Source organism: Streptomyces collinus, assembly GCF_031348265.1.
Lineage (GTDB): Bacteria > Actinomycetota > Actinomycetes > Streptomycetales > Streptomycetaceae > Streptomyces > Streptomyces collinus.
Genome location: NZ_CP133771.1, coordinates 5,945,363 through 5,967,318, shown reverse-complemented (window position 1 = coordinate 5,967,318; position 21,956 = coordinate 5,945,363). Strand labels below are relative to the sequence as shown.

At 71.9% G+C, this 21,956-nt stretch carries 17 protein-coding genes; 8 read left to right on the top strand and 9 right to left on the bottom strand.

Annotated elements, in window-relative coordinates; translation table 11 throughout:
* The first annotated feature begins 1 nt into the window (after window position 1).
* Entirely contained in the window at window positions 2-1,258 is a 1,257-nt protein-coding gene (locus RFN52_RS27290; protein WP_184849919.1) for a C40 family peptidase, read from the top strand.
* On the opposite strand, the gene RFN52_RS27285 is transcribed toward RFN52_RS27290, so the two are convergent.
* From RFN52_RS27285 to RFN52_RS27265, 5 genes are read right to left on the bottom strand one after another with little or no spacing between them, the layout of a single operon-like run.
* Window positions 1,222-2,484: a styrene monooxygenase/indole monooxygenase family protein gene (locus tag RFN52_RS27285; protein ID WP_184849917.1), complete on the bottom strand. Its 1,263-nt coding sequence runs from the start codon at window positions 2,482-2,484 to the stop codon at window positions 1,222-1,224. The genes RFN52_RS27290 and RFN52_RS27285 overlap by 37 nt on opposite strands.
* 12 nt (window positions 2,485-2,496) lie before the next feature.
* Window positions 2,497-3,144: a GTP-binding protein gene (locus RFN52_RS27280; RefSeq protein ID WP_184849915.1), complete on the bottom strand. Its 648-nt coding sequence runs from the start codon at window positions 3,142-3,144 to the stop codon at window positions 2,497-2,499.
* A complete protein-coding gene (locus RFN52_RS27275; RefSeq protein WP_184560124.1) occupies window positions 3,125-3,547 on the bottom strand; it encodes a DUF742 domain-containing protein in 423 nt (140 codons plus the stop codon). The genes RFN52_RS27280 and RFN52_RS27275 overlap by 20 nt, the downstream gene beginning before the upstream one ends.
* Window positions 3,544-4,068, bottom strand: coding sequence for a roadblock/LC7 domain-containing protein (locus tag RFN52_RS27270; protein WP_184849913.1), 525 nt, complete (start codon window positions 4,066-4,068; stop codon window positions 3,544-3,546). The genes RFN52_RS27275 and RFN52_RS27270 overlap by 4 nt, the downstream gene beginning before the upstream one ends.
* Entirely contained in the window at window positions 4,065-7,475 is a 3,411-nt protein-coding gene (locus RFN52_RS27265; protein WP_184849911.1) for a sensor histidine kinase, read from the bottom strand. The genes RFN52_RS27270 and RFN52_RS27265 overlap by 4 nt, the downstream gene beginning before the upstream one ends.
* A 368-nt stretch (window positions 7,476-7,843) precedes the next feature.
* Between RFN52_RS27265 and RFN52_RS27260 the strand changes: the two genes are divergently transcribed.
* Window positions 7,844-8,629, top strand: a complete 786-nt coding sequence (locus RFN52_RS27260) for a protein phosphatase 2C domain-containing protein (RefSeq protein WP_184849909.1) — start codon at window positions 7,844-7,846, stop codon at window positions 8,627-8,629.
* 25 nt (window positions 8,630-8,654) lie between these two features.
* On the opposite strand, the gene RFN52_RS27255 is transcribed toward RFN52_RS27260, so the two are convergent.
* Both RFN52_RS27255 and lon read right to left on the bottom strand, forming a co-directional pair.
* On the bottom strand, window positions 8,655-9,143 hold the full coding sequence (locus RFN52_RS27255) for a MarR family winged helix-turn-helix transcriptional regulator (RefSeq protein ID WP_062929039.1): 489 nt from the start codon (window positions 9,141-9,143) through the stop codon (window positions 8,655-8,657).
* A 192-nt stretch (window positions 9,144-9,335) separates the two neighbouring features.
* Window positions 9,336-11,759: an endopeptidase La gene (gene lon, locus RFN52_RS27250; RefSeq protein ID WP_184849907.1), complete on the bottom strand. Its 2,424-nt coding sequence runs from the start codon at window positions 11,757-11,759 to the stop codon at window positions 9,336-9,338.
* A 175-nt stretch (window positions 11,760-11,934) separates the two neighbouring features.
* Here lon and RFN52_RS27245 point away from each other — a divergent pair, with 175 nt between their 5' ends.
* A complete protein-coding gene (locus tag RFN52_RS27245) occupies window positions 11,935-12,594 on the top strand; it encodes a GNAT family N-acetyltransferase (RefSeq protein WP_184849905.1) in 660 nt (219 codons plus the stop codon).
* 12 nt (window positions 12,595-12,606) lie between these two features.
* On the opposite strand, the gene RFN52_RS27240 is transcribed toward RFN52_RS27245, so the two are convergent.
* Complete coding sequence (locus RFN52_RS27240; protein ID WP_184849903.1) at window positions 12,607-13,398, bottom strand: rhomboid-like protein; 792 nt, start codon at window positions 13,396-13,398, stop codon at window positions 12,607-12,609.
* Between the two features lie 171 nt (window positions 13,399-13,569).
* Here RFN52_RS27240 and RFN52_RS27235 point away from each other — a divergent pair, with 171 nt between their 5' ends.
* The 5 genes from RFN52_RS27235 to RFN52_RS27215 all read left to right on the top strand — a co-directional run bounded on the left by RFN52_RS27235 (window position 13,570) and on the right by RFN52_RS27215 (window position 20,610).
* The gene (locus RFN52_RS27235; protein ID WP_184849901.1) at window positions 13,570-14,247 is read left to right on the top strand and encodes a spermine/spermidine synthase domain-containing protein; all 678 of its coding nucleotides are present in this window, start codon (window positions 13,570-13,572) and stop codon (window positions 14,245-14,247) included.
* A 135-nt stretch (window positions 14,248-14,382) separates the two neighbouring features.
* Window positions 14,383-15,123 (top strand): response regulator transcription factor, encoded by a 741-nt coding sequence (locus RFN52_RS27230; protein ID WP_030851757.1) that lies wholly within the window; start codon window positions 14,383-14,385, stop codon window positions 15,121-15,123.
* Window positions 15,120-16,229, top strand: a complete 1,110-nt coding sequence (locus tag RFN52_RS27225; protein WP_184849899.1) for a sensor histidine kinase — start codon at window positions 15,120-15,122, stop codon at window positions 16,227-16,229. The genes RFN52_RS27230 and RFN52_RS27225 overlap by 4 nt, the downstream gene beginning before the upstream one ends.
* Before the next feature lie 281 nt (window positions 16,230-16,510).
* On the top strand, window positions 16,511-20,341 hold the full coding sequence (locus RFN52_RS27220; protein ID WP_184849897.1) for a multifunctional oxoglutarate decarboxylase/oxoglutarate dehydrogenase thiamine pyrophosphate-binding subunit/dihydrolipoyllysine-residue succinyltransferase subunit: 3,831 nt from the start codon (window positions 16,511-16,513) through the stop codon (window positions 20,339-20,341).
* A gap of 89 nt (window positions 20,342-20,430) precedes the next feature.
* A complete protein-coding gene (locus tag RFN52_RS27215) occupies window positions 20,431-20,610 on the top strand; it encodes a DUF6104 family protein (protein ID WP_003992906.1) in 180 nt (59 codons plus the stop codon).
* Window positions 20,611-21,089: 479 nt separating this feature from the next.
* Here the strand turns inward: RFN52_RS27215 and RFN52_RS27210 are convergent, their stop codons facing one another.
* A complete protein-coding gene (locus RFN52_RS27210; protein WP_184849894.1) occupies window positions 21,090-21,923 on the bottom strand; it encodes a hypothetical protein in 834 nt (277 codons plus the stop codon).
* Window positions 21,924-21,956: the final 33 nt, after the last annotated feature.

Here is a 21,956-nt window from a genome sequence, read left to right as displayed (position 1 = left end):
CATGTCAGGAAAGCTTCTGCGTCTGGTCTGCATCGCGGCGACGGCGGCCGGAACCGTCCTGGCGCCCGTCCCGGCCACGGCCGCTCCCGAGCCTGACACGGAACAGCGCCATGTCGCCGACCTCCTGACAGAGCTTCAGGAGCTGTACAAGAAGGCCGAGGAGGCCACCGAGGCCCACAACGCCACCGAGGAGAAGCTGAAGAAGCAGCGCGCGGAGACCGACCGTCTGGACCACGCCCTCGCGCGCGCCCGGCTCTCCCTGCACGACAGCCGGGGCGCGGCCGGCCGGCTGGCCCGGCAGCAGTACCAGAGCAGCACCGACATCTCCCCGTACGTACGCCTGCTCCTGGCCCGCGACCCGCAGCACGCGATCGAGCAGGGCCATGTGATCGGCCGCCTCGCCCGGGAGCGGGCCCGCACCATCGGCCGGCTGACCGGCGACGAACGCAAGGCCGACGGGCTGGCCCGCACGGCCCGCACGGCCCTCGACCGGCAGCTGGCCCTCACCGAGCGGCGCAAGAAGGAGCGGGACGAGGTTCGCGCCCGCCTGCACGACGTCGAGAAACTGCTCGCCTCCCTCAGCCGCGACCAGCTCACCGACCTCGCCGAGTTCGAGCAGAAGGGCATCGCGAAGGCGCAGAAGGAGTTCATGGCGTCCGGCGCGCTCGGCAGCGAACGCAACGGCGACGACGACATGGCCGACGAGGCGGACGACGACGGCGGGGCCGGCAAGAATCGCGGGAGCGAGAGAAGCAGGGGGAGCGAGGGGAGCAGGAGGGTCCGTGCCCCGTCGGCCGAGGGCCGCCGGGCCGTGCGCTACGCCGTGCGGCAGCTCGGCAAGCCGTACGAGTGGGGCGCGGAGGGCCCGAGGACGTACGACTGCTCGGGGCTGACCTCACGGGCCTGGGCCGAGGCCGGGGTGCCCATCCCCCGGACCAGCCCGGAGCAGTGGAAGCGGCTGGAGCGGATCCGGCTGGACGAGCTGCGCCCCGGCGACCTGGTCGTGTACTTCGAGAAGGCCACGCACGTGGCGCTGTACCTCGGGGACGGCCTGGTGGTGCAGGCGCCCCGCCCGGGCGCGAAGGTGAAGGTCTCACCGATCGCGGCCAACCCCGTCCTGGGCGCCGTACGTCCGGACCCGGACGGGAAGCCCCTGCGGCGGTACGAGCCGCCGGAGCTCCCCGAGGGGGCCATGGACGGGTCGGACGAGGGCTACGAGGGTTACGCGGCGCCCGCGCCGGACACCTCGGCCAGGTAGGCCTGCGTCCTGGCCGGGTCGTAGAAGAAGTTCTCGAAGTCGGCCGGGTCGTTGAAGCCGTTGGCGAAGCGGTCGGCGACCGGCTGGAGCTCACCGGCGGCGCCGATGAGGTTCAGGATGTGCTCCGGCGGCGGCGCGAGCATCGCGTTGGTCCACTTGGTGACGTGCTGGGCGGTGTTCCAGTAGCGGTCGAAGGTGGCTCGCATCCACTCCTCGTCGAACGGCTTGTCGCCGTGCTCGGTGATCGAGGCGAGGTAGGCGGCGGCGCACTTGGACGCCGAGTTGGAGCCCTGTCCGGTGATCGGGTCGTTCGCGACGACGACGTCCGCCACGCCCAGCACGAGTCCGCCGCCGGGGAGGCGGCCGACCGGGTTGCGGACGGTGGGGGCGTAGCGGCCGGCCAGCGTGCCGCCGGCGTCGGTCAGTTCGACCTTGGTGGCCCGCGCGTACTCCCAGGGGACGTACCGCTCCATGAGTTCCAGGGTCAGGGAGAGGTGCTCCGCGGGGTCCTTGACGCCGTTGAAGGCGTCGAGCGGGCCACCGGGTATGCCCTCCCAGAACAGGATGTCGGCGCGGCCGGAGGTGGTCAGGGTCGGCATGACGAACAGCTCGCCGACACCCGGCACGAGGTTGCAGCGGACCGCTTCGGTGTCCGGGTGCTCGGGGCGCGGGCCGAGGCCGTGGACGTACGCCACGGCCAGCGCGCGCTGCGGCTCGCTGTACGGGGAGCGCTCGGCGTCGCGGCCGAACATCTGGACCAGTTCGCCCTTGCCGGCCGCGACGAGCACCAGGTCGTAGGTGCGGGAGAAGTAGTCGAGGTCGCCGACGGCCGCGCCGTGGATGACGAGCTGCCCGCCGCGCTGGGCGAACGTCTCCATCCAGCCGGCCATCTTCACGCGCTGGTCGACGGACTGCGCGTAGCCGTCGAGCCTGCCCAGCCAGTCGATGGCGCGGGCGGAGGGGCCTTCGGCCCAGGAGCCGGGGGCGGCGACCGAGACGCCGAGCCCTTCGATCTTCGGGGCCTGGGACTCCCAGAAGTTCAGCTGGAGATCGCGCTCGTGCTGCAGGGCCGTGTGGAACATGCACTGCGTCGACATGACCCGGCCGGTGCGGATCTCGTCCGCCGTCCGGTTGGACATCAGGGTGACCTCGTACCCCTGTGACTGGAGGCCGAGGGCGATCTGGAGCCCGGACTGACCGGCTCCGACGACGAGTATCTTCCGCATGCGGGCTGTCCTCTACTCGGGGGTTTCGTCGAGCGCGTGGCCCACGAGGGCCAGGAGGGTCTCGATCACGGAGATCCGGCGACGCGCGTCCATGATCATGACAGGTATGTGTCGCGGGATGGTCAGGGCCTCCCGCACATCCTCCGGCTCGAACAGCTCGCTGCCGTCGAAGTGGTTGACGGCGACCACGTACGGCAGTCCGGAACTCTCGAAGTAGTCCAGGACCGGGAAGCAGTCCTTCAGGCGGCGGGTGTCGGCCAGGACGACTGCGCCGATCGCGCCGCGCACGATGTCGTCCCACATGAACCAGAACCGCTGCTGGCCCGGCGTGCCGAACAGGTAGAGCACCAGGTCGTCGTCGAGCGTGATGCGCCCGAAGTCCATGGCGACGGTGGTGGTGGTCTTGCCCGGGGTGGCGGTGAGGTCGTCGGTGGCCTCGCTCGCCTCGGTCATCAGCGCCTCGGTCTGCAGGGGCGTGATCTCCGAGACGGAGGTGACCAGCGTGGTCTTGCCCACGCCGAAGCCGCCCGCCACCACGATCTTCGTGGCTATGGGGGCCCGGGTGCGGTCCGTCTCCCAGGCGTGCATGCTGTCGTCCGGCCGGACGAACGGGGAGGAACCAGCAACGCCGTGAGCGGCGTCAGAGACGACGGAGTCCACTCAGCACCCTTTCCAGCAGAGCCCGGTCCGGGCGGCCCGTGCCGTGGCCGGTGCCCGTTCCGTACACACGGATCTTTCCCTGGTCCGCGAGGTCGCTGAGGAGCACGCGGACCACGCCGAGCGGCATCTTCAGCAGCGCGGCGATCTCGGCCACCGTACGCATCCGGCGGCACAGTTCGACGATGGCCCGCAGCTCCGGCATCACGCGGGTGGAGAGGTGGCCGTTCGTCAGTTCCTTGCGCTCCTCGGGGGCGTCGAGCGCGGCCGTGCTCGCCACGAACGTCTCCACGAGGAGAACGTGGCCGAAGCGGGTGCGGCCGCCGGTGAGCGAGTAGGGGCGGACCCGGGCGGGTTTGCGGTCGCCGCCGCGGACGGGCAGGTGCTGCTTCGGCTTGCTGCTCATCGGTCACTCCCCGCCGTCTGGGAATCCTCCAGGGATTTACGGAGTTCGCTGCGGAGTTCGGGCGTCAGCACGTGGCCGGCACGGCCGACGAACAGGGCCATGTGGTACGCCACGACGCTCATGTCGCACTCCGCGGAGCCGTGGACGCCGAGCAGCGAGCCGTCGCTGATCGACATCACGAACAGGCTGCCCTCGTCCATCGCGACCATCGTGTGCCGGACCCCGCCGAAGTCCATCAGCCGGGCGGCGCCGATGGTGAGGCTGCCGATGCCGGAGACGATGGTGGCCAGGTCTGCGGCGGAGCCGCGTGGGCCGGTCCGCTTGGTTCCGCGGGCCTGCAGGGCCTCCCTGGCCTCCTTGTTGCGGTGGTCGTCGGAGGAGAGCAGGAGCAGTCCGTCGGAGGAGACAACCGCGACGGAGAGGATGCCGGGTACCTCCTCGACGAGGTTGGTCAGCAGCCAGTGCAGGTTGCGGGCCTCACTGCTCAGTCCGATCAGTCCGAAGGTACTGGGCGCGGTCAACTGCTTGCCTCCTCGACTGTGCCCCCCGTGGATTCTCCGGATCCAGCTGGTCCTGCAGCGCCGGTGGCCGGCCGCTGGTGCGAGGCCGTCCTCTCGGCGATCTCCGCCTCCACGTCGCGGTGGCCGGCCTGGGCGCCCTGGCGGAACCCGCCGAGTCGGCGGCGCAGGGCGTCGGCGTCGACGGAGCCGCTGCGCTGGCGCGGGGCGGTGGTCTGTGCGGTGATCTTCGGGGTGCGCTTGGGGAGGCCCTTGTCGGTGACGCGGTCCTCCTCCTCGTCGGGCGCGCGTTCGTGCTCCGGGCTGCCGCCCTCGTGCCCGACGCTCCCCGCGTCGGGCACGGACGGGCCGTGCGATATGGCCGCCTCACCGTCACCGGCCACGGCTTCCTGCCCGACCGGGTCCGACTCCCCCGGCTGCACGGGAATCAGCAGCTCCATCGTGGTCTCCGCGGGGGATTCCATGGGTGCCGCGGCATCGTCCTGTGCGGCGGGTACCGGCGGGGCGGCGGGGGTGGCGTGTGCGGGGGGTGCGGTGGGCGCGGACGGTTCGGCGGGCGCCGCCGGGTCGGCGTGTGCGCCCGGGTCAGCGGGCGCGGCCGGGTCAGCGGGCGTCGCCAAGTCGGCGTGTACGTCCGATGCGGCGGGCGTCGCCGAGTCGGCATGTGCCGCCGGGTCTGCCGCCGCCGTCCCAGTGGGGGTCGCAGGGTCGGCGTGCATCGGCTGCTCGGCGGAAGCCGACCGCTCAGCGTGCGCGGGCTGTCCGACGGAGGCCGCCGACTCGGTGGGCACGGCCAGGCCGGTGTCTACCGCCGCCCCAATGGGCGCCGCAGCGTCGGCGTGCATCGGCTGCTCGGCGGAAGCCGACCGCTCAGCCTGCTCGGGCTGTCCGACGGAAGTCCCCGGCTCGGCGGGCGCCGCCCCATGCGCGGAAGTCCCCGGCTCGGCGGGCGCCGCCCCATGCGCGGAAGTCCCCGGCTCGGCGGGCGCGGCCAGACCGTCGTGCGCGGAGTGCTCGACGGACGTCCCCGACTCGGTAGGCGCCGCCGGGCCCGCGAGTGCGGCCGAGTCGTCGTGCGTCGAGGGTTCGGCGGGTGTCGCGGGGGCTGCCGCCCCCGTCGTCGCGGCCGGTTCCGCGTCGGGCGTCGCGGTGGTTCCCCCGGCTTCGTCCTGGCGTACCGCCTTCTCCGCCAGGGCCACCAACGGGTCGTCGCCGGCCGCGCGGCCGGGCAGGACGTTGGAGTTGGCCTCGGCGTCGGCGCCCGGGAAGGAGTAGGCGTGGGCCGTGCCGGCGAGAGGGCCGGAGGTCGGGACGGCCACGGCCGGGGCGGCGGCGAGGAGCGTGCGGGGCAGGACGACGACGGCCGCGACACCGCCCTGCTTCTGCTCGCGCAACTGGACGCGCACGCCGTGGCGGTGGGCGAGCCGGGCCACGACGTACAGGCCGAGGCCGAGACCGTCCTCGCCCTCCTGGTCGTAGGGCGCCTCGGGGTCGAAGTCGGTGAGGCGGGAGTTGAGGCGCTCCAGCCGGTCCTCGGCCATGCCGATGCCCTCGTCCTGGACGGAGAGCATGACCTCGCCGTTCTCCAGCAGCCAGCCGGAGATCTCGACGGGCAGGTCGGGCGGGGAGAACGAGGTGGCGTTCTCCATGAGTTCGGCCAGCAGGTGGGAGAGGTCGTCCGCGGCGAACCCGGCGATGTGCGCGTGCGGCGGCAGCGCGGCGATCCGGACCCGCTCGTACCGCTCGATCTCGCTCACCGCGGCGCGGACGACGTCCACCAGCGGCACCGGCCCGGCGGCGTGCTGGACGTGCTCGGTACCGGCGAGGACCAGCAGGTTCTCGCTGTGCCGGCGCATGACCGTGGCGAAGTGGTCGAGCTTGAAGAGCGTGGCGAGCCGGTCCGGGTCCTGCTCGCGCTCCTCCAGGTTCTCGATGACGGCCAGTTGCCGCTCGACCAGCCCGAGGGTGCGCAGCGCGAGGTTGACGAACGTACCGCCGATGGCCGTGCGCAGCCGCTCCAGCTGGGCGGCGGACTCGGCGAGTTCACCGCGCAGTTCCTCGCGCGCGTCGGCCATCTTCTGGCGCTGGCCGACCAGGTGCTTGCGGTCGGACTCCAGCGTGGTGATCCGCTCGGTGAGGGCGGCGGCGTGCGCGTGCAGGGCGTTGACGGAGCGGACGGCCTGGGCGAACTCGTCGTTGCGACCGGTGAACTTCACCGGCTCCTCGGCCGCCGGGTCCTCGGCCTCGGCGAGGCGCTTGGACCCCAGGCGCAGGACCGCGAGCGGCCGGGTGAGGCTGCGGGCCATGCCGGTGGCGACGCCGACGGCGAGCAGCATGAGGGCGCCGAGGACGGCGACGCGGATCTCCAGCGCGGTGACGTCGTCGTCGCGCAGCGCCTCGAGGTCCTTGGTGCGCCGGTCGTAGAGGGCCGACTCCACGCCGCGCATCAGGTCGACGCGGGCGGACAGCGCCGCATCCAGCCTCTTGGTGCTGGTGGCGAGGTCGGTACGGGAGAGCGTCGGCTGGTCGGTCAGGGTGGCGAGATACTTGTCGGCGGAGTTGACCTCGGTACCGGTGACCGTGGAGTCGAAGGAGACGCGGGCCGGCTTGGGCGCGGTGCCGCGGAAGTCGGCCAGGGCCGCGTCGGAACGCAGCCGGGCCTGCTGGGCGGCGGCGCTCAGGGCGTCGCGCTGCCGGGTGTCGGCGTCCGAGGAGGCACTGGTCTCGGTCGGCAGGCCGGTGACGGGGTCGATGACCGTCTCCGTGCTGCGCGGCACGCTCAGCGCGGCGAGCAGCAGCCCGCGGGCCGAGGCGGCCTGCTGGACGGCGGAGTCCAGCTCGGCCAGCGCGTACGAGCCGGAGCCGGCGCGCGGAGGGGTCTGCTGCGCCAGTCGCTCGGCGAGCCGGTGGAGTTCGGTGATGGCGGCGGAGTACGCCTGGTGCGCTTCGAGTGCGCTGCTCTTGCCGGTGAGGGCCGCCCTGCGCACGGCCGCTATGCCGTCGAGGTCGGAGCGCAGCGAGGCGGGCGTGTCGGTGTCGGAGCGCAGCTCCTCGACCTGCCGGTCCACCCGGGCGCTGTGCTGCTCGGAGGGCGCCTTGGACTTGGGTCGCCCGGCGGCGATGTAGGAGGTGACGTCGTCCCGCTCGTCGGCGAGGGAGTGCGCGAGGCCGAGGGCGTCCTGCGTCTGCTCCGCGAGCGTCACCAGCTCCTGGGTGTCGTGGAGTTGCCCGGAGGCGGCGAGGACGGAGGGGGCGCCGGCGCCGGCGATGGCCGCGGCGACCACGGCCACGGCGACGATCAGCCGGTTGCGTACATGGGTGGGGCGTCCCTTGCCGGTGGGGGGCGTCGGCTCAGCGCCCTGAACGGGGGCCGTCTGCTTGCCTGTGCGACGAGGCCGCGTCTTCTGCACCGGTGCTCGCATTCCTGACTCGTGAACCCTTGGGCCCGGATGACGCTCCGTCAACTGGTGCGTACTCCCGGTACACTTCCCGACCCTCCCAGCGCCGGTGGGCAGCGCACGCGCATCACCTGACCCGCCACCCGAAGGAGTGAACCCCGGACCGGAGTTGAGGGGCAAGTTCCGCAGGCTCATGCAGCGACCTTGCGCGGCACGCCGGTTGGACGACGGCGACGGCCGGTGGCAGTATTCGCCACCACGCCTTCCCGGAACAAACCATTCCAGCCCAAACCCGGCGCCTGACCTGCGCGACTGCGCCGGTACGGCAACCGTTGGCAGCCTTTTGCGGACACTGTGAAGGGGTCGTGCAGACTGGCTGGATGCGTACTGAACTCGCCTCGGAGCCGGGAGACGCCGACCGCCCCAACGAGGACTTCGCCGGTGTCGGACTACCGGCCTCGGGGCAGGGCGGTTCAGTGGTCGTCCTGGACGGGGTCACGCCCCCGAGGACCGGGACGGGCTGTCTGCATTCCGTCCCCTGGTTCACGGCCCGCCTCGGCGGCGCACTGACCGAACTGACCGTTTCACTCCCGGATGTTCCCCTCGTCGACGCCCTGTCCCGTGCCATCGCGCGTACCTCCGAGGCGCACGCCGCAACCTGTGACCTTTCTCACCCTCGGACCCCTCAGGCCACGGTGGTCGTGACCCGCTGGAATCCGGACACCGTGGAGTATCTGGTCCTGTCCGACTCCGCCCTCCTCCTGGAGTCCCCCGAGGGCGAGGTGACGCCCGTCCTCGACGACCGGCTGGCCCTGCTCCCCCGCTCGGCGCTGGCGACGGACGCGCTGGTGGACTCCACGCTCCGCAATCTGGAGGGCGGCTTCTTCACGGCGGCGGCCGACCCCTCGGTGGCGGCCCGGGCGGTGACCGGAACGGTGCCCCGCGACCGGGTGCGCGCCCTGGCCGCGCTGACGGACGGCGCCTCCCGCTGGGTGGAACGGTTCGAGGAGGGCGACTGGACGGACTGCTTCCACCTGGTCCGCAAGGAGGGCCCGCAGGCCCTGGTGGACCGGGTCCGGACGCTGGAGCGGTCGGACACCGCCGCGACGTTCCTGGGCCGGAGCAAGCGGCACGACGACGCGACGGTCGTATACGTCGAGTTCTAGGGGGTGTCCGGGACGCCGGCCCGGCCTACTTCTCCATGCCCCGGTTGAGCTGGTTCAGCAGCCGGGCCAGTTCCGTGACCTCGCGGGAGTCCCAGTCGGCCAGGCGGCCGGCGTACCGGGCGCGGCGGGCCTCCCGGACCCGGCGGACGCGGTCGTGGCCCTCCTGGGTGAGGGCGACGAGCCAGGCGCGTCCGTCGGCGGGGTCGGGCTCGCGTGCGACCAGCCCGAGCTCCTCCAGGGCGCGCAGCTGGCGGGACATCGTCGCCTTGCCGACCCCGATGTAGGCGGCGAGTTCGGTGGCCCGCTGCTTCCCGCACTCGTCCAGCCGGACCAGCAGGCCGTACGCGGACGACTCCAGGTCGGGGTGGACCTCACGGGCCATCTCGCCCTGGCTGGCCCGGGCGCGCCGCAGCAACACGGTCAGCTCGCGTTCCAGGGCCAGGAAGGCGGGCTGATCCACACCGCTCGCGGCCACACCGGCGTCGCGGTGTCCGTCGTTGCCTTCCTCGTGCACGTCAGCCCCTGCCTCGGTCGTCGCCCGGCCCCTGAGAGTCCGGTACTGGAATTTTCCGCCACCTGCCGCCCTCGCCGCAGTCCGGCAAGTATTCCGCAGGTCAACGGCGTACGCGTACACAGGCTCACCACACGGTGAAGGCCCGGGCCTCCCTCATGGGGACCCGGGCCTTCTCTCATCCGATGACCTCCGTCACGCGGCCACCGGAACCTCCGGCGTCACACCCGCGGTGGCGGGCGCGAGCGCCAGCTCCAGGACCTGGCGGACATCGGTGACCGCGTGGACGTCGAGCTTGTCCAGCACCTCCGCCGGGACGTCGTCCAGGTCGGGTTCGTTGCGCTTGGGGATGATCACCGTGGTGACACCGGCCCGGTGCGCGGCGAGCAGCTTCTGCTTGACACCGCCGATCGGCAGCACCCGCCCGGTGAGCGAGACCTCGCCGGTCATCGCCACGTCCGTGCGGACCAGGCGGCCGGACAGCAGGGACGCGAGGGCCGTCGTCATGGTGATGCCCGCGCTCGGGCCGTCCTTGGGGACCGCGCCCGCCGGGAAGTGGATGTGCACGCCCCGGTCCTTCAGGTCCGCCACCGGCAGTTCGAGCTCGGCGCCGTGGGAGCGCAGGAAGCTCAGCGCGATCTGGGCGGACTCCTTCATCACGTCGCCCAGCTGACCGGTCAGGGTCAGCCCGGCCGCGCCGGTCTCCGGGTCGGCCAGCGACGCCTCGACGAACAGCACGTCACCCCCCGCTCCGGTCACCGCGAGCCCGGTCGCCACGCCCGGCACGGACGTCCGCCGCTCGGCCGGGTCCTGGGCGGACTCGGGCACGTGGTGCGGCCGGCCGATCAGGTCGCGCAGGTCCTCGTCCCGGACGGTGAAGGGCAGCTTCCGCTCACCCAGTTCGTGCTGGGCGGCGACCTTGCGCAGCAACCGTGCGACGGACCGCTCCAGGGTGCGCACGCCCGCCTCGCGTGTGTACTCGCCGGCGAGCTTGCGCAGGGCGCCCTCGTCGATGGTCACCTCGTCCTTGTCGAGCCCGGCCCGCTCCAGCTGGCGCGGGAGCAGGTGGTCGCGGGCGATGACGACCTTCTCGTCCTCGGTGTAGCCGTCCAGGCGGACGATCTCCATCCGGTCGGCCAGCGCCTCCGGGATCGCCTCCAGCACGTTGGCCGTCGCGAGGAACACCACGTCCGACAGGTCCAGCTCGACCTCCAGGTAGTGGTCCCGGAAGGTGTGGTTCTGCGCCGGGTCCAGGACCTCCAGCAGGGCGGCGGCGGGGTCGCCCCGGAAGTCCGAGCCGACCTTGTCGATCTCGTCGAGGAGCACGACCGGGTTCATCGACCCGGCCTCCTTGATGGCCCGCACGACCCGGCCCGGCAGCGCGCCGACGTAGGTGCGCCGGTGGCCGCGGATCTCGGCCTCGTCGCGGACGCCGCCGAGGGCGACGCGCACGAACTTGCGGCCCATGGCGTGGGCGACGGACTCACCGAGGCTGGTCTTGCCGACGCCGGGCGGCCCGACGAGCGCGAGCACGGCACCGCCGCGCCGCCCGCCGACCACGCCGAGGCCCCGGTCGTCCCGCCGCTTGCGCACCGCCAGGTACTCGGTGATCCGCTCCTTCACGTCCTCCAGGCCGGAGTGCTCGGCGTCCAGGACGGCCTGGGCGCCCCGGATGTCGTAGGCGTCCTCGGTGCGCTCGTTCCACGGCATCTCCAGGACCGTGTCGAGCCAGGTGCGGATCCAGGAGCCCTCGGGCGACTGGTCGGAGGACCGCTCCAGCTTGTCGACCTCCTTGAGGGCGGCCTCGCGGACCTTCTCGGGCAGGTCGGCGGCCTCCACGCGGGCGCGGTAGTCGTCGGACTCCTCGGCGGAGTCCTTGCCTGCCTCGCCGTTCAGCTCGCGCAGCTCCTTGCGGACGGCTTCCAGCTGACGCCGCAGCAGGAACTCGCGCTGCTGCTTGTCGACGCCCTCCTGGACGTCCTTGGCGATGGTCTCGGCCACGTCCTGCTCGGCGAGGTGATCGCGCAGCTGCTGGGTGGCTAGCTTGAGGCGGGCCACCGGGTCGGTGGTCTCCAGCAGTTCGACCTTCTGGTCGGTGGTCAGGAACGGCGAGTAGCCGGAGTTGTCGGCGAGCGCCGAGACGTCGTCGATGGCCTGCACCCGGTCGACGACCTGCCAGGCGCCGCGCTTGCGCAGCCAGGCGGTGGCGAGGGCCTTGTACTCCTTGACCAGTTCGGCGAGATGACCGGGCAAGGGCTCCGGCACGGTCTCGTCGACGCGGGTCCCCTCGACCCAGAGGGCGGCACCGGGCCCGGTGGTCCCCGCGCCGATGCGCACCCGGCTCCGGCCGCGGATCAGGGCGCCCGGGTCGCCGTCGGCGAGCCGGCCGACCTGTTCGACGGTGCCGAGGACACCGGTGTTGGCGTAGGTCCCGTCGATGCGTGGCACCAGGAGTACCCGGGGCTTTCCGGGTGTTGTGCGGGCAGCGGCCTGAGCGGCCTCCACCGCGGCACGGACCTCGGAGTCGCTCAGGTCCAGCGGGACCACCATGCCGGGCAGCACGACCTCGCCGTCGAGCGGCAGCACGGGCAGGGTGAGCGGTGTGGACGTCGAAGCCATGATCTCCCCTTCGGCAGTCAAGTTGAGCTATGCCGACTCAATGCTCGGGGGCGCCCGGTTGTTCCCCACCCGCCGTTCGCTGTCAGCGATCACCTGTGACGCCGGGGACGGGAGGACGCGTAAGGTCCGGTGAGTAATAGACCGCTCGGCAGTGCGCTCATTACAGGGGGATGACATGGACGGCACCGTGCAGGCATGGGTGAACGGATGGGTCGTGTCCCGCGGGGCCGCTCCGCCCACGACGGAGCCGTGGGGCTGGACGATCGACATGGGGATGCACGGGCACGTCACCCGGCACGTGCTCGGCGCCACGGGCGACGGCCTCGACGAGACGACCGTCCGCAAGGTGGCCGGAGCCGTGACCGGGCACGGGGTGTGGCTGAAGGCCTTCCGCGACCCGTCGGTGGTCTCCCGCTGGCTGGACGAGAACTGGTGGATCGACCCCGAGCCGGGCTACCTGATGACGATTCCGCTGACGGCCGGGAGCGCTCCGGCCGCTCCCGACGGCTACCGGCTGCGCAGTTGGTCCCGCGGCGGAGTGACCCGGGTGATGGTGGCCGCGCCGGACGGGTCCCTGGCGGCGCGCGGCCAGATCACCCCGACGGGCGAGACCGCCGTCGTCGACCAGATCGAGACGGCCCCCGAACACCGCCGCAAGGGCATGGGCAGCCTCGTCATGCGGACACTGCAGGACGTCGCGGTCCGGCAGGGCGCGCGGACGGGCGTCCTGGCCGGGACGCCCGCGGGGCGAGGGCTTTACGAGGCGCTGGGCTGGACGGTCGTGGCCCCGCTCACCAGCGCCAAGTACGCCCCGCCCGCCGCCGCCCGGGACTGAGAGGCCCCGCGTTCAGCCCCCGGCCGGGCCGAGCCGCGTGGCGTACCAGCGCCGGACCACCGGCCAGGTGGCGATCCCGATGCCCAGGGCGATGAGGTGCCCCCAGTTCGTCATCGGGTCGGTGAAGGCGAGCAGGTCCTGGAGGAGCATCCAGCCGAAGGCGGTCAGCAGCGGCAGGCGCAGCCAGAGCGGCAGCAGACCGGCCAGGGCACCGATGCCGGCGGCGACACCGAAGCTGACGCCGTAGTCGAGGCGGTGCAGGGAGCTGCCGGGGAGGTGCCCGGCCAGCACCGCGAGCCCCACGGGCACCTCGGTCGCGAGGGTGGCGAGGACGTGCCCGAGCAGGAAGACACCGGCCGTGCGCAGACTCCCGATGCGCCGCTCCAGCGCGGTCAGCACCAGCACGAAGGCGATGGCGAAGGGCGAGGTCACCCCGCCCGCGACCCACAGCGCGCTGCCGATCAGGACCAGTTCCGGCGAGCGCACCAGGTGCGCCACGTCCGTGCTGGAGCCCTGGAGCAGCGCGTGCACCAGGGCCGGGTCGGCGTGGGCGGCGATCAGCGAGGTGAGGCAGAGGAGGGTGGCGTAGGCGAAGGTGAACGGCGTTCCCGTGGGGGTGGGCAGCAGCCGCCAGGGGCGGAGCGCCCGCAGCCGGGGCACGGCCGCCGGGACGGGCTCCCGTACTCCCGCATCCGCCGTGTCGTACGGGCCCCGCTGCCGCGGCATTCCGTCCAGCAGCGCCGGCACGTCGGCTACGGGCGGTGCCGTTGAGGCCGTCTCGTGGGGCGGCGCGGTCCGTTCCACAGCGGGCGCTCCTTCCGTCAGGTCCCAGCCTTCGCCCCGGACCCCCCGCTGTCTGTGATCCGCGCCACGCGAAAGCCGATTCACAGCAACCCGAAAGCCTCGCCCCGCGTCCCGCCCGGGCCGCGGGGAAATGCCGGGCGCCGCAACCCCCTCCCCTGCGAGGATGCCCCCATGCCTATCCCGTACGACATTCCCGAGGTCCTGGACCGTCGCGAGGGGCCGCACGGCGAGGTGGTGCTGCGCCGGCACGGCGACCGGCTGGAGATCATCGCCAACGGCTGCTTCCTGATGGACACCTCCGACGGCCGCTCGGAGCGGCGGCTGGTCGACGCGGCACGGGACGCCCTGGCCGGCCGGGAGCGCCCCGACGTCCTGATCGGCGGACTCGGCGTCGGCTTCTCCCTCGCGCACGCCGCGGCGGACCCGCGCTGGGGGCGGATCACGGTGGTGGAACGCGAGCACGCGATCGTCGAATGGCATCGCGACGGCCCGCTCGCCGCGCTCTCCGCCCGGGCCCTGAGCGACCCCCGCACGGAAATCGTCGAGACCGATCTCGTCGCACACGTCAATGAGACATCCGACACGTACGACGCTCTGTGCCTCGACATCGACAACGGGCCGGACTGGACCGTCACGGACGGCAACGGAAATCTCTACCGGGAGGCCGGACTGGCAAGCTGTGCAAGGGTGTTGAGGCCGGGCGGGGTTCTGGCCGTCTGGTCCGCCCAGCCGTCTCCGGAATTCGAGGGAACCTTGCGGAATGCCGGGTTCCAACAGGTGCGTACCGAAGAGATCCCGGTTGCCCGGGGCGTTCCGGACGTCGTGCACCTCGCCATCAGCCCTGGATAGCAAAGGCGTACTGACTCCCCGTACGCTGCTCCCCTGACGCCGATCATTCAAGCGTCAATCGCAACCATGCGCAGGCATAGCCAGTCAGAAGGAATCACCCCACTGATTCCGGAAAGCACACCCCAGGGGCGGGCGATGGAGCAGACACAGACCTCCCACAACGGTTCGGCGACGGCTACTCCGGGCGCACAGCGCCGGGTCCTGGTGGTCGAGGACGACGCGACGATCGTGGACGCCATCGCGACCCGCCTGCGGGCCGAGGGATTCCTCGTGCAAACCGCGGGTGACGGCCCGGCCGCGGTCGACACGGCCGAGGCGTGGCAGCCGGACCTGCTGATCCTCGACATCATGCTGCCCGGCTTCGACGGTCTGGAGGTCTGCCGACGCGTGCAGGCCGCCCGTCCGGTGCCGGTGATGATGCTCACCGCGCGCGACGACGAGACCGACATGCTGGTCGGTCTCGGGGTCGGCGCCGACGACTACATGACCAAGCCGTTCTCGATGCGGGAGCTGGCGGCGCGCGTGCACGTGCTGCTACGCCGCGTGGAGCGGGCCGCCATCGCGGCGGCCACGCCCCGCTCCGGCATCCTGCGTCTCGGCGAGCTGGAGATCGACCACGCGCAGCGCCGGGTCCGGGTGCGCAGCGAGGACGTCCACCTCACGCCCACCGAGTTCGATCTGCTGGTGTGCCTCGCCAACACCCCGCGCGCGGTGCTCTCCCGTGAGCAGCTGCTCGCCGAGGTCTGGGACTGGGCGGACGCCTCCGGCACCCGCACGGTCGACAGCCACATCAAGGCGCTGCGCCGGAAGATCGGCGCCGAGCGGATCCGCACGGTGCACGGCGTGGGCTACGCCCTGGAGACCCCGACGCCATGAGCGGCGGGCCTGCCGCACGGAAAAACCCCGGTGAGAACCCCTGGGGCGGGGTGAGCCCGTTCTCGATCAAGACCAAGCTGGGCGCGCTGGTCGTCATCTCGGTGCTGATCACCACGGGCCTGTCGGTGATCGCGGTGCATACGAAGACGGAGCTGCGCTTCATCACGGTCTTCTCGATGATCGCCACGCTTCTCATTACGCAGTTCGTGGCGCATTCGCTCACGGCACCGCTGGACGAGATGACGGCGGTCGCCCGTTCCATCTCGCAGGGCGACTACACCCGCCGCACGCGGGAGAACCGCCGTGACGAGCTGGGCGACCTGGCCGTGACGATCAACGCCATGGCCGACGAGCTGGAGGCCCAGGACAGCCAGCGCAAGGAGCTGGTGGCGAACGTCTCGCACGAGCTGCGTACGCCCATCGCGGGACTGCGCGCGGTGCTGGAGAACATCGTCGACGGCGTCACGCAGGCCGACCCGGAGACCATGCGCACGGCGCTGAAGCAGACCGAGCGCCTCGGCCGGCTGGTGGAGACGCTGCTGGACCTGTCGCGCCTGGACAACGGCGTCGTCCCGCTGAAGCAGCGGCGGTTCGAGGTGTGGCCGTATCTGTCGGGCGTGCTGAAGGAGGCCAACATGGTCGCCTCGGTGCGCGCGGGAATCGCCACCGGCTCGGGCAGTCACACCCGTACGGACGTCCATCTGCACCTCGACGTCCACCCACCGGAGTTGACCGCGCACGCGGACCCGGAGCGCATCCACCAGGTCGTCGCCAACCTCATCGACAACGCGGTCAAGCACAGCCCGCCGCACGGCCGGGTGACGGTCAAGGCGCGGCGCGGCCCGCTGCCGGAGTCGCTGGAGCTGGAGGTCCTGGACGAGGGCCCCGGCATTCCGAAGTCGGAGTGGCACCGCGTCTTCGAGCGGTTCAACCGCGGCAGCGCCAAGCGGCCGCAGGGGCCGGGCAGCGACGGCGGCACGGGGCTCGGCCTGGCGATCGCCCGCTGGGCGGTGGACCTGCACGGGGGCCGGATCGGAGTGGCCGAATCCGAGCGGGGTTGCCGGATTCTTGTCACTCTTCCGGGACTGTCATCTGTGGCAAGTTGACGTAAAGTTCGAAGCGGAGCCACAAGATCCACGGGCGTCCGCGCTGACGGACACGTGTGATCAGGCACAGGCCCGCGCCATCGGCGCCAGGGGCCGTGCCGCGCCCTTCCCTCGCTAAGCGGAACCACGCTTGTTTCCCGCCATTTCAAGCCCCGAAACACGGTTCCAGATGTGACTTGCACGACGTTGCACCGGCCCGACCTGACCTTCCCCGTCCAGGGGGCGTAGCCTTGATTCCCGCTGTCCATCATCTTGTGAAGCGGAAGAGGGCGGTTGCCGCCGTGTCGCCACAGTCCCCCAGTAACTCGAGCATCTCGACCGACACCGACCAAGCGGGGAAGAACCCTGCCGCGTCGTTCGGTGCCAACGAGTGGCTCGTCGACGAGATCTATCAGCAGTACCTCCAGGACCCGAATTCCGTAGACCGAGCCTGGTGGGACTTCTTCGCCGACTACAAGCCGGGGGCGGCTGCCGCCTCGGCTCCGGCGGGTACCGCGGCCGCGGGGGCCGCGGGGACCACCACCGCTCCCGCCGCCGCTCCGGCCGCTCCCGCGCAGGCCCCCGCCCCGGCGGCCGAGAAGCCCGCCGCCGCTCCGGCGCCCGCCCCGGCTCCGGCCCAGGCGAAGCCCGCCGCGCAGGCCCCGGCCCAGGCCCCCGCTCCGGCGCAGGCCGCCCCGGCCGCGAAGCCCGCCGCCAAGCCGGCCGCGGCCCCGAAGAAGGCCGAGCCCGCCGCCGAGGCCCCCTCGGGCCCCGAGCAGGTCGTGCTGCGCGGTCCCGCCGCCGCGGTCGCGAAGAACATGAACGCCTCGCTGGAGGTGCCCACGGCCACGTCCGTGCGCGCGGTCCCGGTGAAGCTGCTGTTCGACAACCGCATCGTCATCAACAACCACCTGAAGCGCGCCCGGGGCGGGAAGATCTCCTTCACGCACCTGATCGGCTACGCGATGGTGCAGGCCATCAAGGCCATGCCGTCGATGAACTACTCCTTCGCGGAGAAGGACGGCAAGCCGACCCTGGTCAAGCCGGAGCACGTCAACTTCGGCCTCGCGATCGACCTGGTCAAGCCCAACGGCGACCGCCAGCTCGTGGTCGCGGGCATCAAGAAGGCCGAGACGCTGAACTTCTTCGAGTTCTGGCAGGCCTACGAGGACATCGTCCGCCGCGCCCGCGACGGCAAGCTGGGCATGGACGACTTCACCGGTGTGACGGTCTCCCTGACCAACCCCGGCGGCCTCGGCACCGTCCACTCCGTGCCGCGCCTGATGCCCGGCCAGTCGGTGATCATGGGCGTCGGCTCCATGGACTACCCGGCGGAGTTCCAGGGCACCTCCCAGGACACCCTGAACAAGCTCGGCATCTCGAAGGTCATGACGCTCACGTCGACCTACGACCACCGGGTCATCCAGGGCGCCGCCTCCGGCGAGTTCCTGCGGATCGTCGCGAACCTGCTGCTCGGCGAGAACGGCTTCTACGACGACATCTTCGAGGCGCTGCGCATCCCCTACGAGCCGGTCCGCTGGCTCAAGGACATCGACGCCAGCCACGACGACGACGTCACGAAGGCCGCCCGCGTCTTCGAGCTGATCCACTCCTACCGGGTCCGCGGCCACGTCATGGCCGACACCGACCCGCTGGAGTACCAGCAGCGCAAGCACCCCGACCTGGACATCACCGAGCACGGCCTCACGCTCTGGGACCTGGAGCGCGAGTTCGCCGTCGGCGGCTTCGCCGGCAAGTCGATGATGAAGCTGCGCGACATCCTCGGCGTCCTGCGCGACTCGTACTGCCGCACCACCGGCATCGAGTTCATGCACATCCAGGACCCGAAGCAGCGCAAGTGGATCCAGGACCGCGTCGAGCGCCCGCACACCAAGCCGGAGCGCGAGGAGCAGCTGCGCATCCTGCGCCGGCTGAACGCGGCGGAGGCCTTCGAGACCTTCCTGCAGACGAAGTACGTCGGCCAGAAGCGCTTCTCCCTGGAGGGCGGCGAGTCCGTCATCCCGCTGCTGGACGCGGTGCTGGACTCGGCCGCCGAGTCCCGCCTGGACGAGGTCGTCGTCGGCATGGCCCACCGCGGCCGCCTGAACGTCCTCGCCAACATCGTCGGCAAGTCGTACGCCCAGATCTTCCGCGAGTTCGAGGGCAACCTCGACCCGAAGTCGATGCACGGCTCCGGTGACGTGAAGTACCACCTGGGCGCCGAGGGCACCTTCACGGGCCTGGACGGCGAGCAGATCAAGGTCTCCCTGGTCGCGAACCCCTCGCACCTGGAGGCGGTGGACCCGGTCCTGGAGGGCGTCTCGCGCGCCAAGCAGGACATCATCGGCAAGGGCGGCACGGACTTCACCGTCCTGCCGGTGGCGATCCACGGCGACGCGGCCTTCGCGGGCCAGGGCGTGGTGGCCGAGACCCTGAACATGTCGCAGCTGCGCGGCTACCGCACCGGCGGCACGGTCCACATCGTCATCAACAACCAGGTCGGCTTCACCGCGGCCCCCGAGTCCTCGCGTTCCTCCATGTACGCGACGGACGTGGCCCGCATGATCGAGGCCCCGATCTTCCACGTGAACGGCGACGACCCGGAGGCCGTGGTCCGCGTCGCGCGGCTCGCCTTCGAGTTCCGCCAGGCGTTCAACAAGGACGTGGTGATCGACCTCATCTGCTACCGCCGCCGCGGTCACAACGAGTCGGACAACCCGGCCTTCACCCAGCCGCTGATGTACGACCTGATCGACAAGAAGCGCTCGGTGCGCAAGCTGTACACCGAGTCCCTCATCGGTCGCGGCGACATCACGCTCGAAGAGGCCGAGCAGGCGCTGCAGGACTACCAGGGCCAGCTGGAGAAGGTCTTCACGGAGGTCCGTGAGGCCACGTCCCAGCCGGGTACGGTCGAGTCCACGGACCCGCAGGCCGAGTTCCCGGTCGCCGTGAACACCGCGGTGACCACGGAGGTCGTCAAGCGGATCGCCGAGTCCCAGGTCAACATCCCCGACAACATCACCGTCCACCCGCGTCTGCTGCCGCAGCTGCAGCGCCGGGCGTCGATGGTCGAGGACGGCACGATCGACTGGGGCATGGGCGAGACCCTCGCGATCGGCTCCCTCCTGCTGGAGGGCGTGCCGGTCCGCCTGGCCGGCCAGGACTCGCAGCGCGGTACGTTCGGCCAACGCCACGCGGTCATCATCGACCGCAGCACGGGCGAGGAGTACACGCCGCTGCAGTACCTCTCCGAGGACCAGGCGCGGCTGAACGTCTACAACTCCCTCCTCTCCGAGTACGCGGCGATGGGCTTCGAGTACGGCTACTCGCTGGCCCGCCCCGAGGCGCTCGTGATGTGGGAGGCGCAGTTCGGCGACTTCGTCAACGGCGCCCAGACGGTCGTGGACGAGTTCATCTCGTCGGCCGAGCAGAAGTGGGCCCAGACCTCCGGTGTCGTCCTGCTCCTGCCGCACGGCTACGAGGGCCAGGGCCCGGACCACTCCTCGGCCCGTCCGGAGCGCTTCCTCCAGATGTGCGCCCAGAACAACATGACGGTCGCCATGCCGACCTCGCCGTCGAACTACTTCCACCTCCTGCGGTGGCAGGTGCACAACCCGCACCACAAGCCGCTGGTGGTCTTCACGCCGAAGTCGATGCTGCGTCTGAAGGCGGCGGCGGCGAAGGCGGACGAGTTCACCACCGGACAGTTCCAGCCGGTCATCGGTGACTCCTCGGTCGACGCGGCCGCGGTCAAGAAGGTCGTCTTCTGCGCCGGCAAGGTCTACTACGACCTTGAGGCCGAGCGTCAGAAGCGCGGTGCCACGGACACGGCGATCATCCGCATCGAGCGCCTGTACCCGCTGCCGGGTGCCGAGCTCCAGGCGGAGATCAAGAAGTACCCGAACGCCGAGAAGTACCTGTGGGCCCAGGAGGAGCCGGCGAACCAGGGTGCCTGGCCGTTCATCGCGCTCAACCTGATCGACCACCTGGACCTCGCGGTCGGCGCGGACGTCCCGCACGGCGAGCGGCTGCGGCGCATCTCGCGCCCGCACGGCTCGTCCCCGGCGGTGGGTTCCGCGAAGCGGCACCAGGCCGAGCAGGAGCAGCTGGTGCGTGAGGTGTTCGAGGCGTAAGCGCCTTCGCGCAGTTCGTGCGCGGCCGGGCCGCATCCCCCGCTCGGGGGGTGCGGCCCGGCCGTTTGCGCGCACATATCCTTGGGGGCATGTACTTCACGGACCGTGGCATCGAGGAACTGGAGAAGCGGCGCGGCGAGGAGGAAGTCACCTTCGAGTGGCTCGCCGAGCAGCTGCGGACGTTCGTCGATCTCAATCCCGACTTCGAGGTACCGGTGGAGCGGCTGGCGACATGGCTCGCCCGGCTGGACGACGAGGACGACGAGTAGGGACCGGCTGCGGCCGCTCCGGTCGTCAGTCCCACGCGGGCGGGTGAGGTCCCAGGTCTGACCGGCTACGGCCGCTCCGGGACGTCACTCGCTGGCGCGTGAGGTCACAGGCCCGACCCCGGCCCGGCCGCTCCGGGGCATCACTCGCACGGGCGTGAGGCCATAGGACCGGCTCGCTCCGGCCGCTCCGGGGAGTCAGCCCCGGGGGGCGTGCGAGATCGTAGATCTGACAAGCCCCAGCCGCTCCGGGACGTCCTTCGCTGGCGCGTGAAGTCGCAGGCCCGACCCCGGCCCCGGCCGCTCCGGGGCATCACTCACACGGGCGTGAGGCCATAGGACTGGCCGGCTCCGGCCGCTCCGGGGGGTCAGCCCCCGGGGGCGTGCATGGTCGTAGATCTGACCGGCCCCAGCCGCTCCGGGGCATCACTCGCACGGGCGCGTGGGCCGTAGGACGGAACCGGCCCCGGCCGCTCCAGGCGTCAGTCGCGCCGCCGCGCGAGGCCGTAGGTCAGACCCAGTGCGCCGTGCGCGAGGAGCAGGGCCCCGGCCGTGGCCCAGCCGCCGCCCCGCCGCCGCAGGCCCCTGACCAGGAGCGGCAGGCCCGCCGCCAGCTGCGCGAGGGCCAGGGCGCGGGCCGTGGGACTGCCCGTCCAGGGCATCCAGGGGCCGAGGCGTGTGTGGTGGCCGACGGGGTCGTGTTCCGCGCCCGCCTCGGGCCGGCCGGGCCTCTCGACGGGCCTGCTGTCCAGGCGGCGGGCTGCGGCCTCCCGGAGGCGGCCGGCGGGTTCGCCGGGGGCCAGTTCCGCGGGCAGGGAGACGCCCGCGCGTGCGAGGACCGCGAGCAGGCCGCGCAGACGGCTGCGTGCGTCGGTCGCCGAGTCGGGTTCGGTCAGCCGGTAGAGATCCCGGACGTCCGGGACGGGGTCGAGGCCCATCCGTGCGGCGAAGGTGCGCATCGCCTCGTCCTCCCCGGCCGGGACACCGCTCGCGAGCCAGACGAATCCGACCGGGCGGCGGAAGCCGGATGCGAGCGTGAAGCCCGCGTGGTCGGTGTCCCACCACAGGGCGAGGACGGGCCAGGGAGCGCCGACGGCGAGGGCCGTGGCCCAGCCGGTGGCCACGCGGTCGACGGGTTCGGCACCGTCCTGCCAGGGCCGGCCCTCGGGGACGAGCACGCTCCACGCGTCGCCCGCGGGCGTGAGCTGCATCGGCTCGCGCAGCAGATCGGCGACGGGGGCCACGCGCCCGGGCGCCGCCCGGCACAACAACAGCGCCCCGGCTGCGGGACCGGTGCGGGCGGCTTCCGTCGACATGGTCAGAACGGGTGTCTTGACTTTCCCCGACCG

Excerpts from the sequence above, each read along its gene's own strand:
- RFN52_RS27215 (WP_003992906.1), top strand. The coding sequence starts at position 20,431 with ATGTACTTCACGGACCGTGGCATCGAGGAACTGGAGAAGCGGCGCGGC.
- RFN52_RS27290 (WP_184849919.1), top strand. The coding sequence starts at position 2 with ATGTCAGGAAAGCTTCTGCGTCTGGTCTGCATCGCGGCGACGGCGGCC.
- RFN52_RS27235 (WP_184849901.1), top strand. The coding sequence starts at position 13,570 with ATGCCTATCCCGTACGACATTCCCGAGGTCCTGGACCGTCGCGAGGGG.
- RFN52_RS27260 (WP_184849909.1), top strand. The coding sequence starts at position 7,844 with ATGCGTACTGAACTCGCCTCGGAGCCGGGAGACGCCGACCGCCCCAAC.
- RFN52_RS27210 (WP_184849894.1), bottom strand. The coding sequence starts at position 21,923 with ATGTCGACGGAAGCCGCCCGCACCGGTCCCGCAGCCGGGGCGCTGTTG.
- RFN52_RS27225 (WP_184849899.1), top strand. The coding sequence starts at position 15,120 with ATGAGCGGCGGGCCTGCCGCACGGAAAAACCCCGGTGAGAACCCCTGG.
- RFN52_RS27285 (WP_184849917.1), bottom strand. The coding sequence starts at position 2,484 with ATGCGGAAGATACTCGTCGTCGGAGCCGGTCAGTCCGGGCTCCAGATC.
- RFN52_RS27275 (WP_184560124.1), bottom strand. The coding sequence starts at position 3,547 with ATGAGCAGCAAGCCGAAGCAGCACCTGCCCGTCCGCGGCGGCGACCGC.
- RFN52_RS27245 (WP_184849905.1), top strand. The coding sequence starts at position 11,935 with ATGGACGGCACCGTGCAGGCATGGGTGAACGGATGGGTCGTGTCCCGC.
- lon (WP_184849907.1), bottom strand. The coding sequence starts at position 11,759 with ATGGCTTCGACGTCCACACCGCTCACCCTGCCCGTGCTGCCGCTCGAC.
- RFN52_RS27230 (WP_030851757.1), top strand. The coding sequence starts at position 14,383 with ATGGAGCAGACACAGACCTCCCACAACGGTTCGGCGACGGCTACTCCG.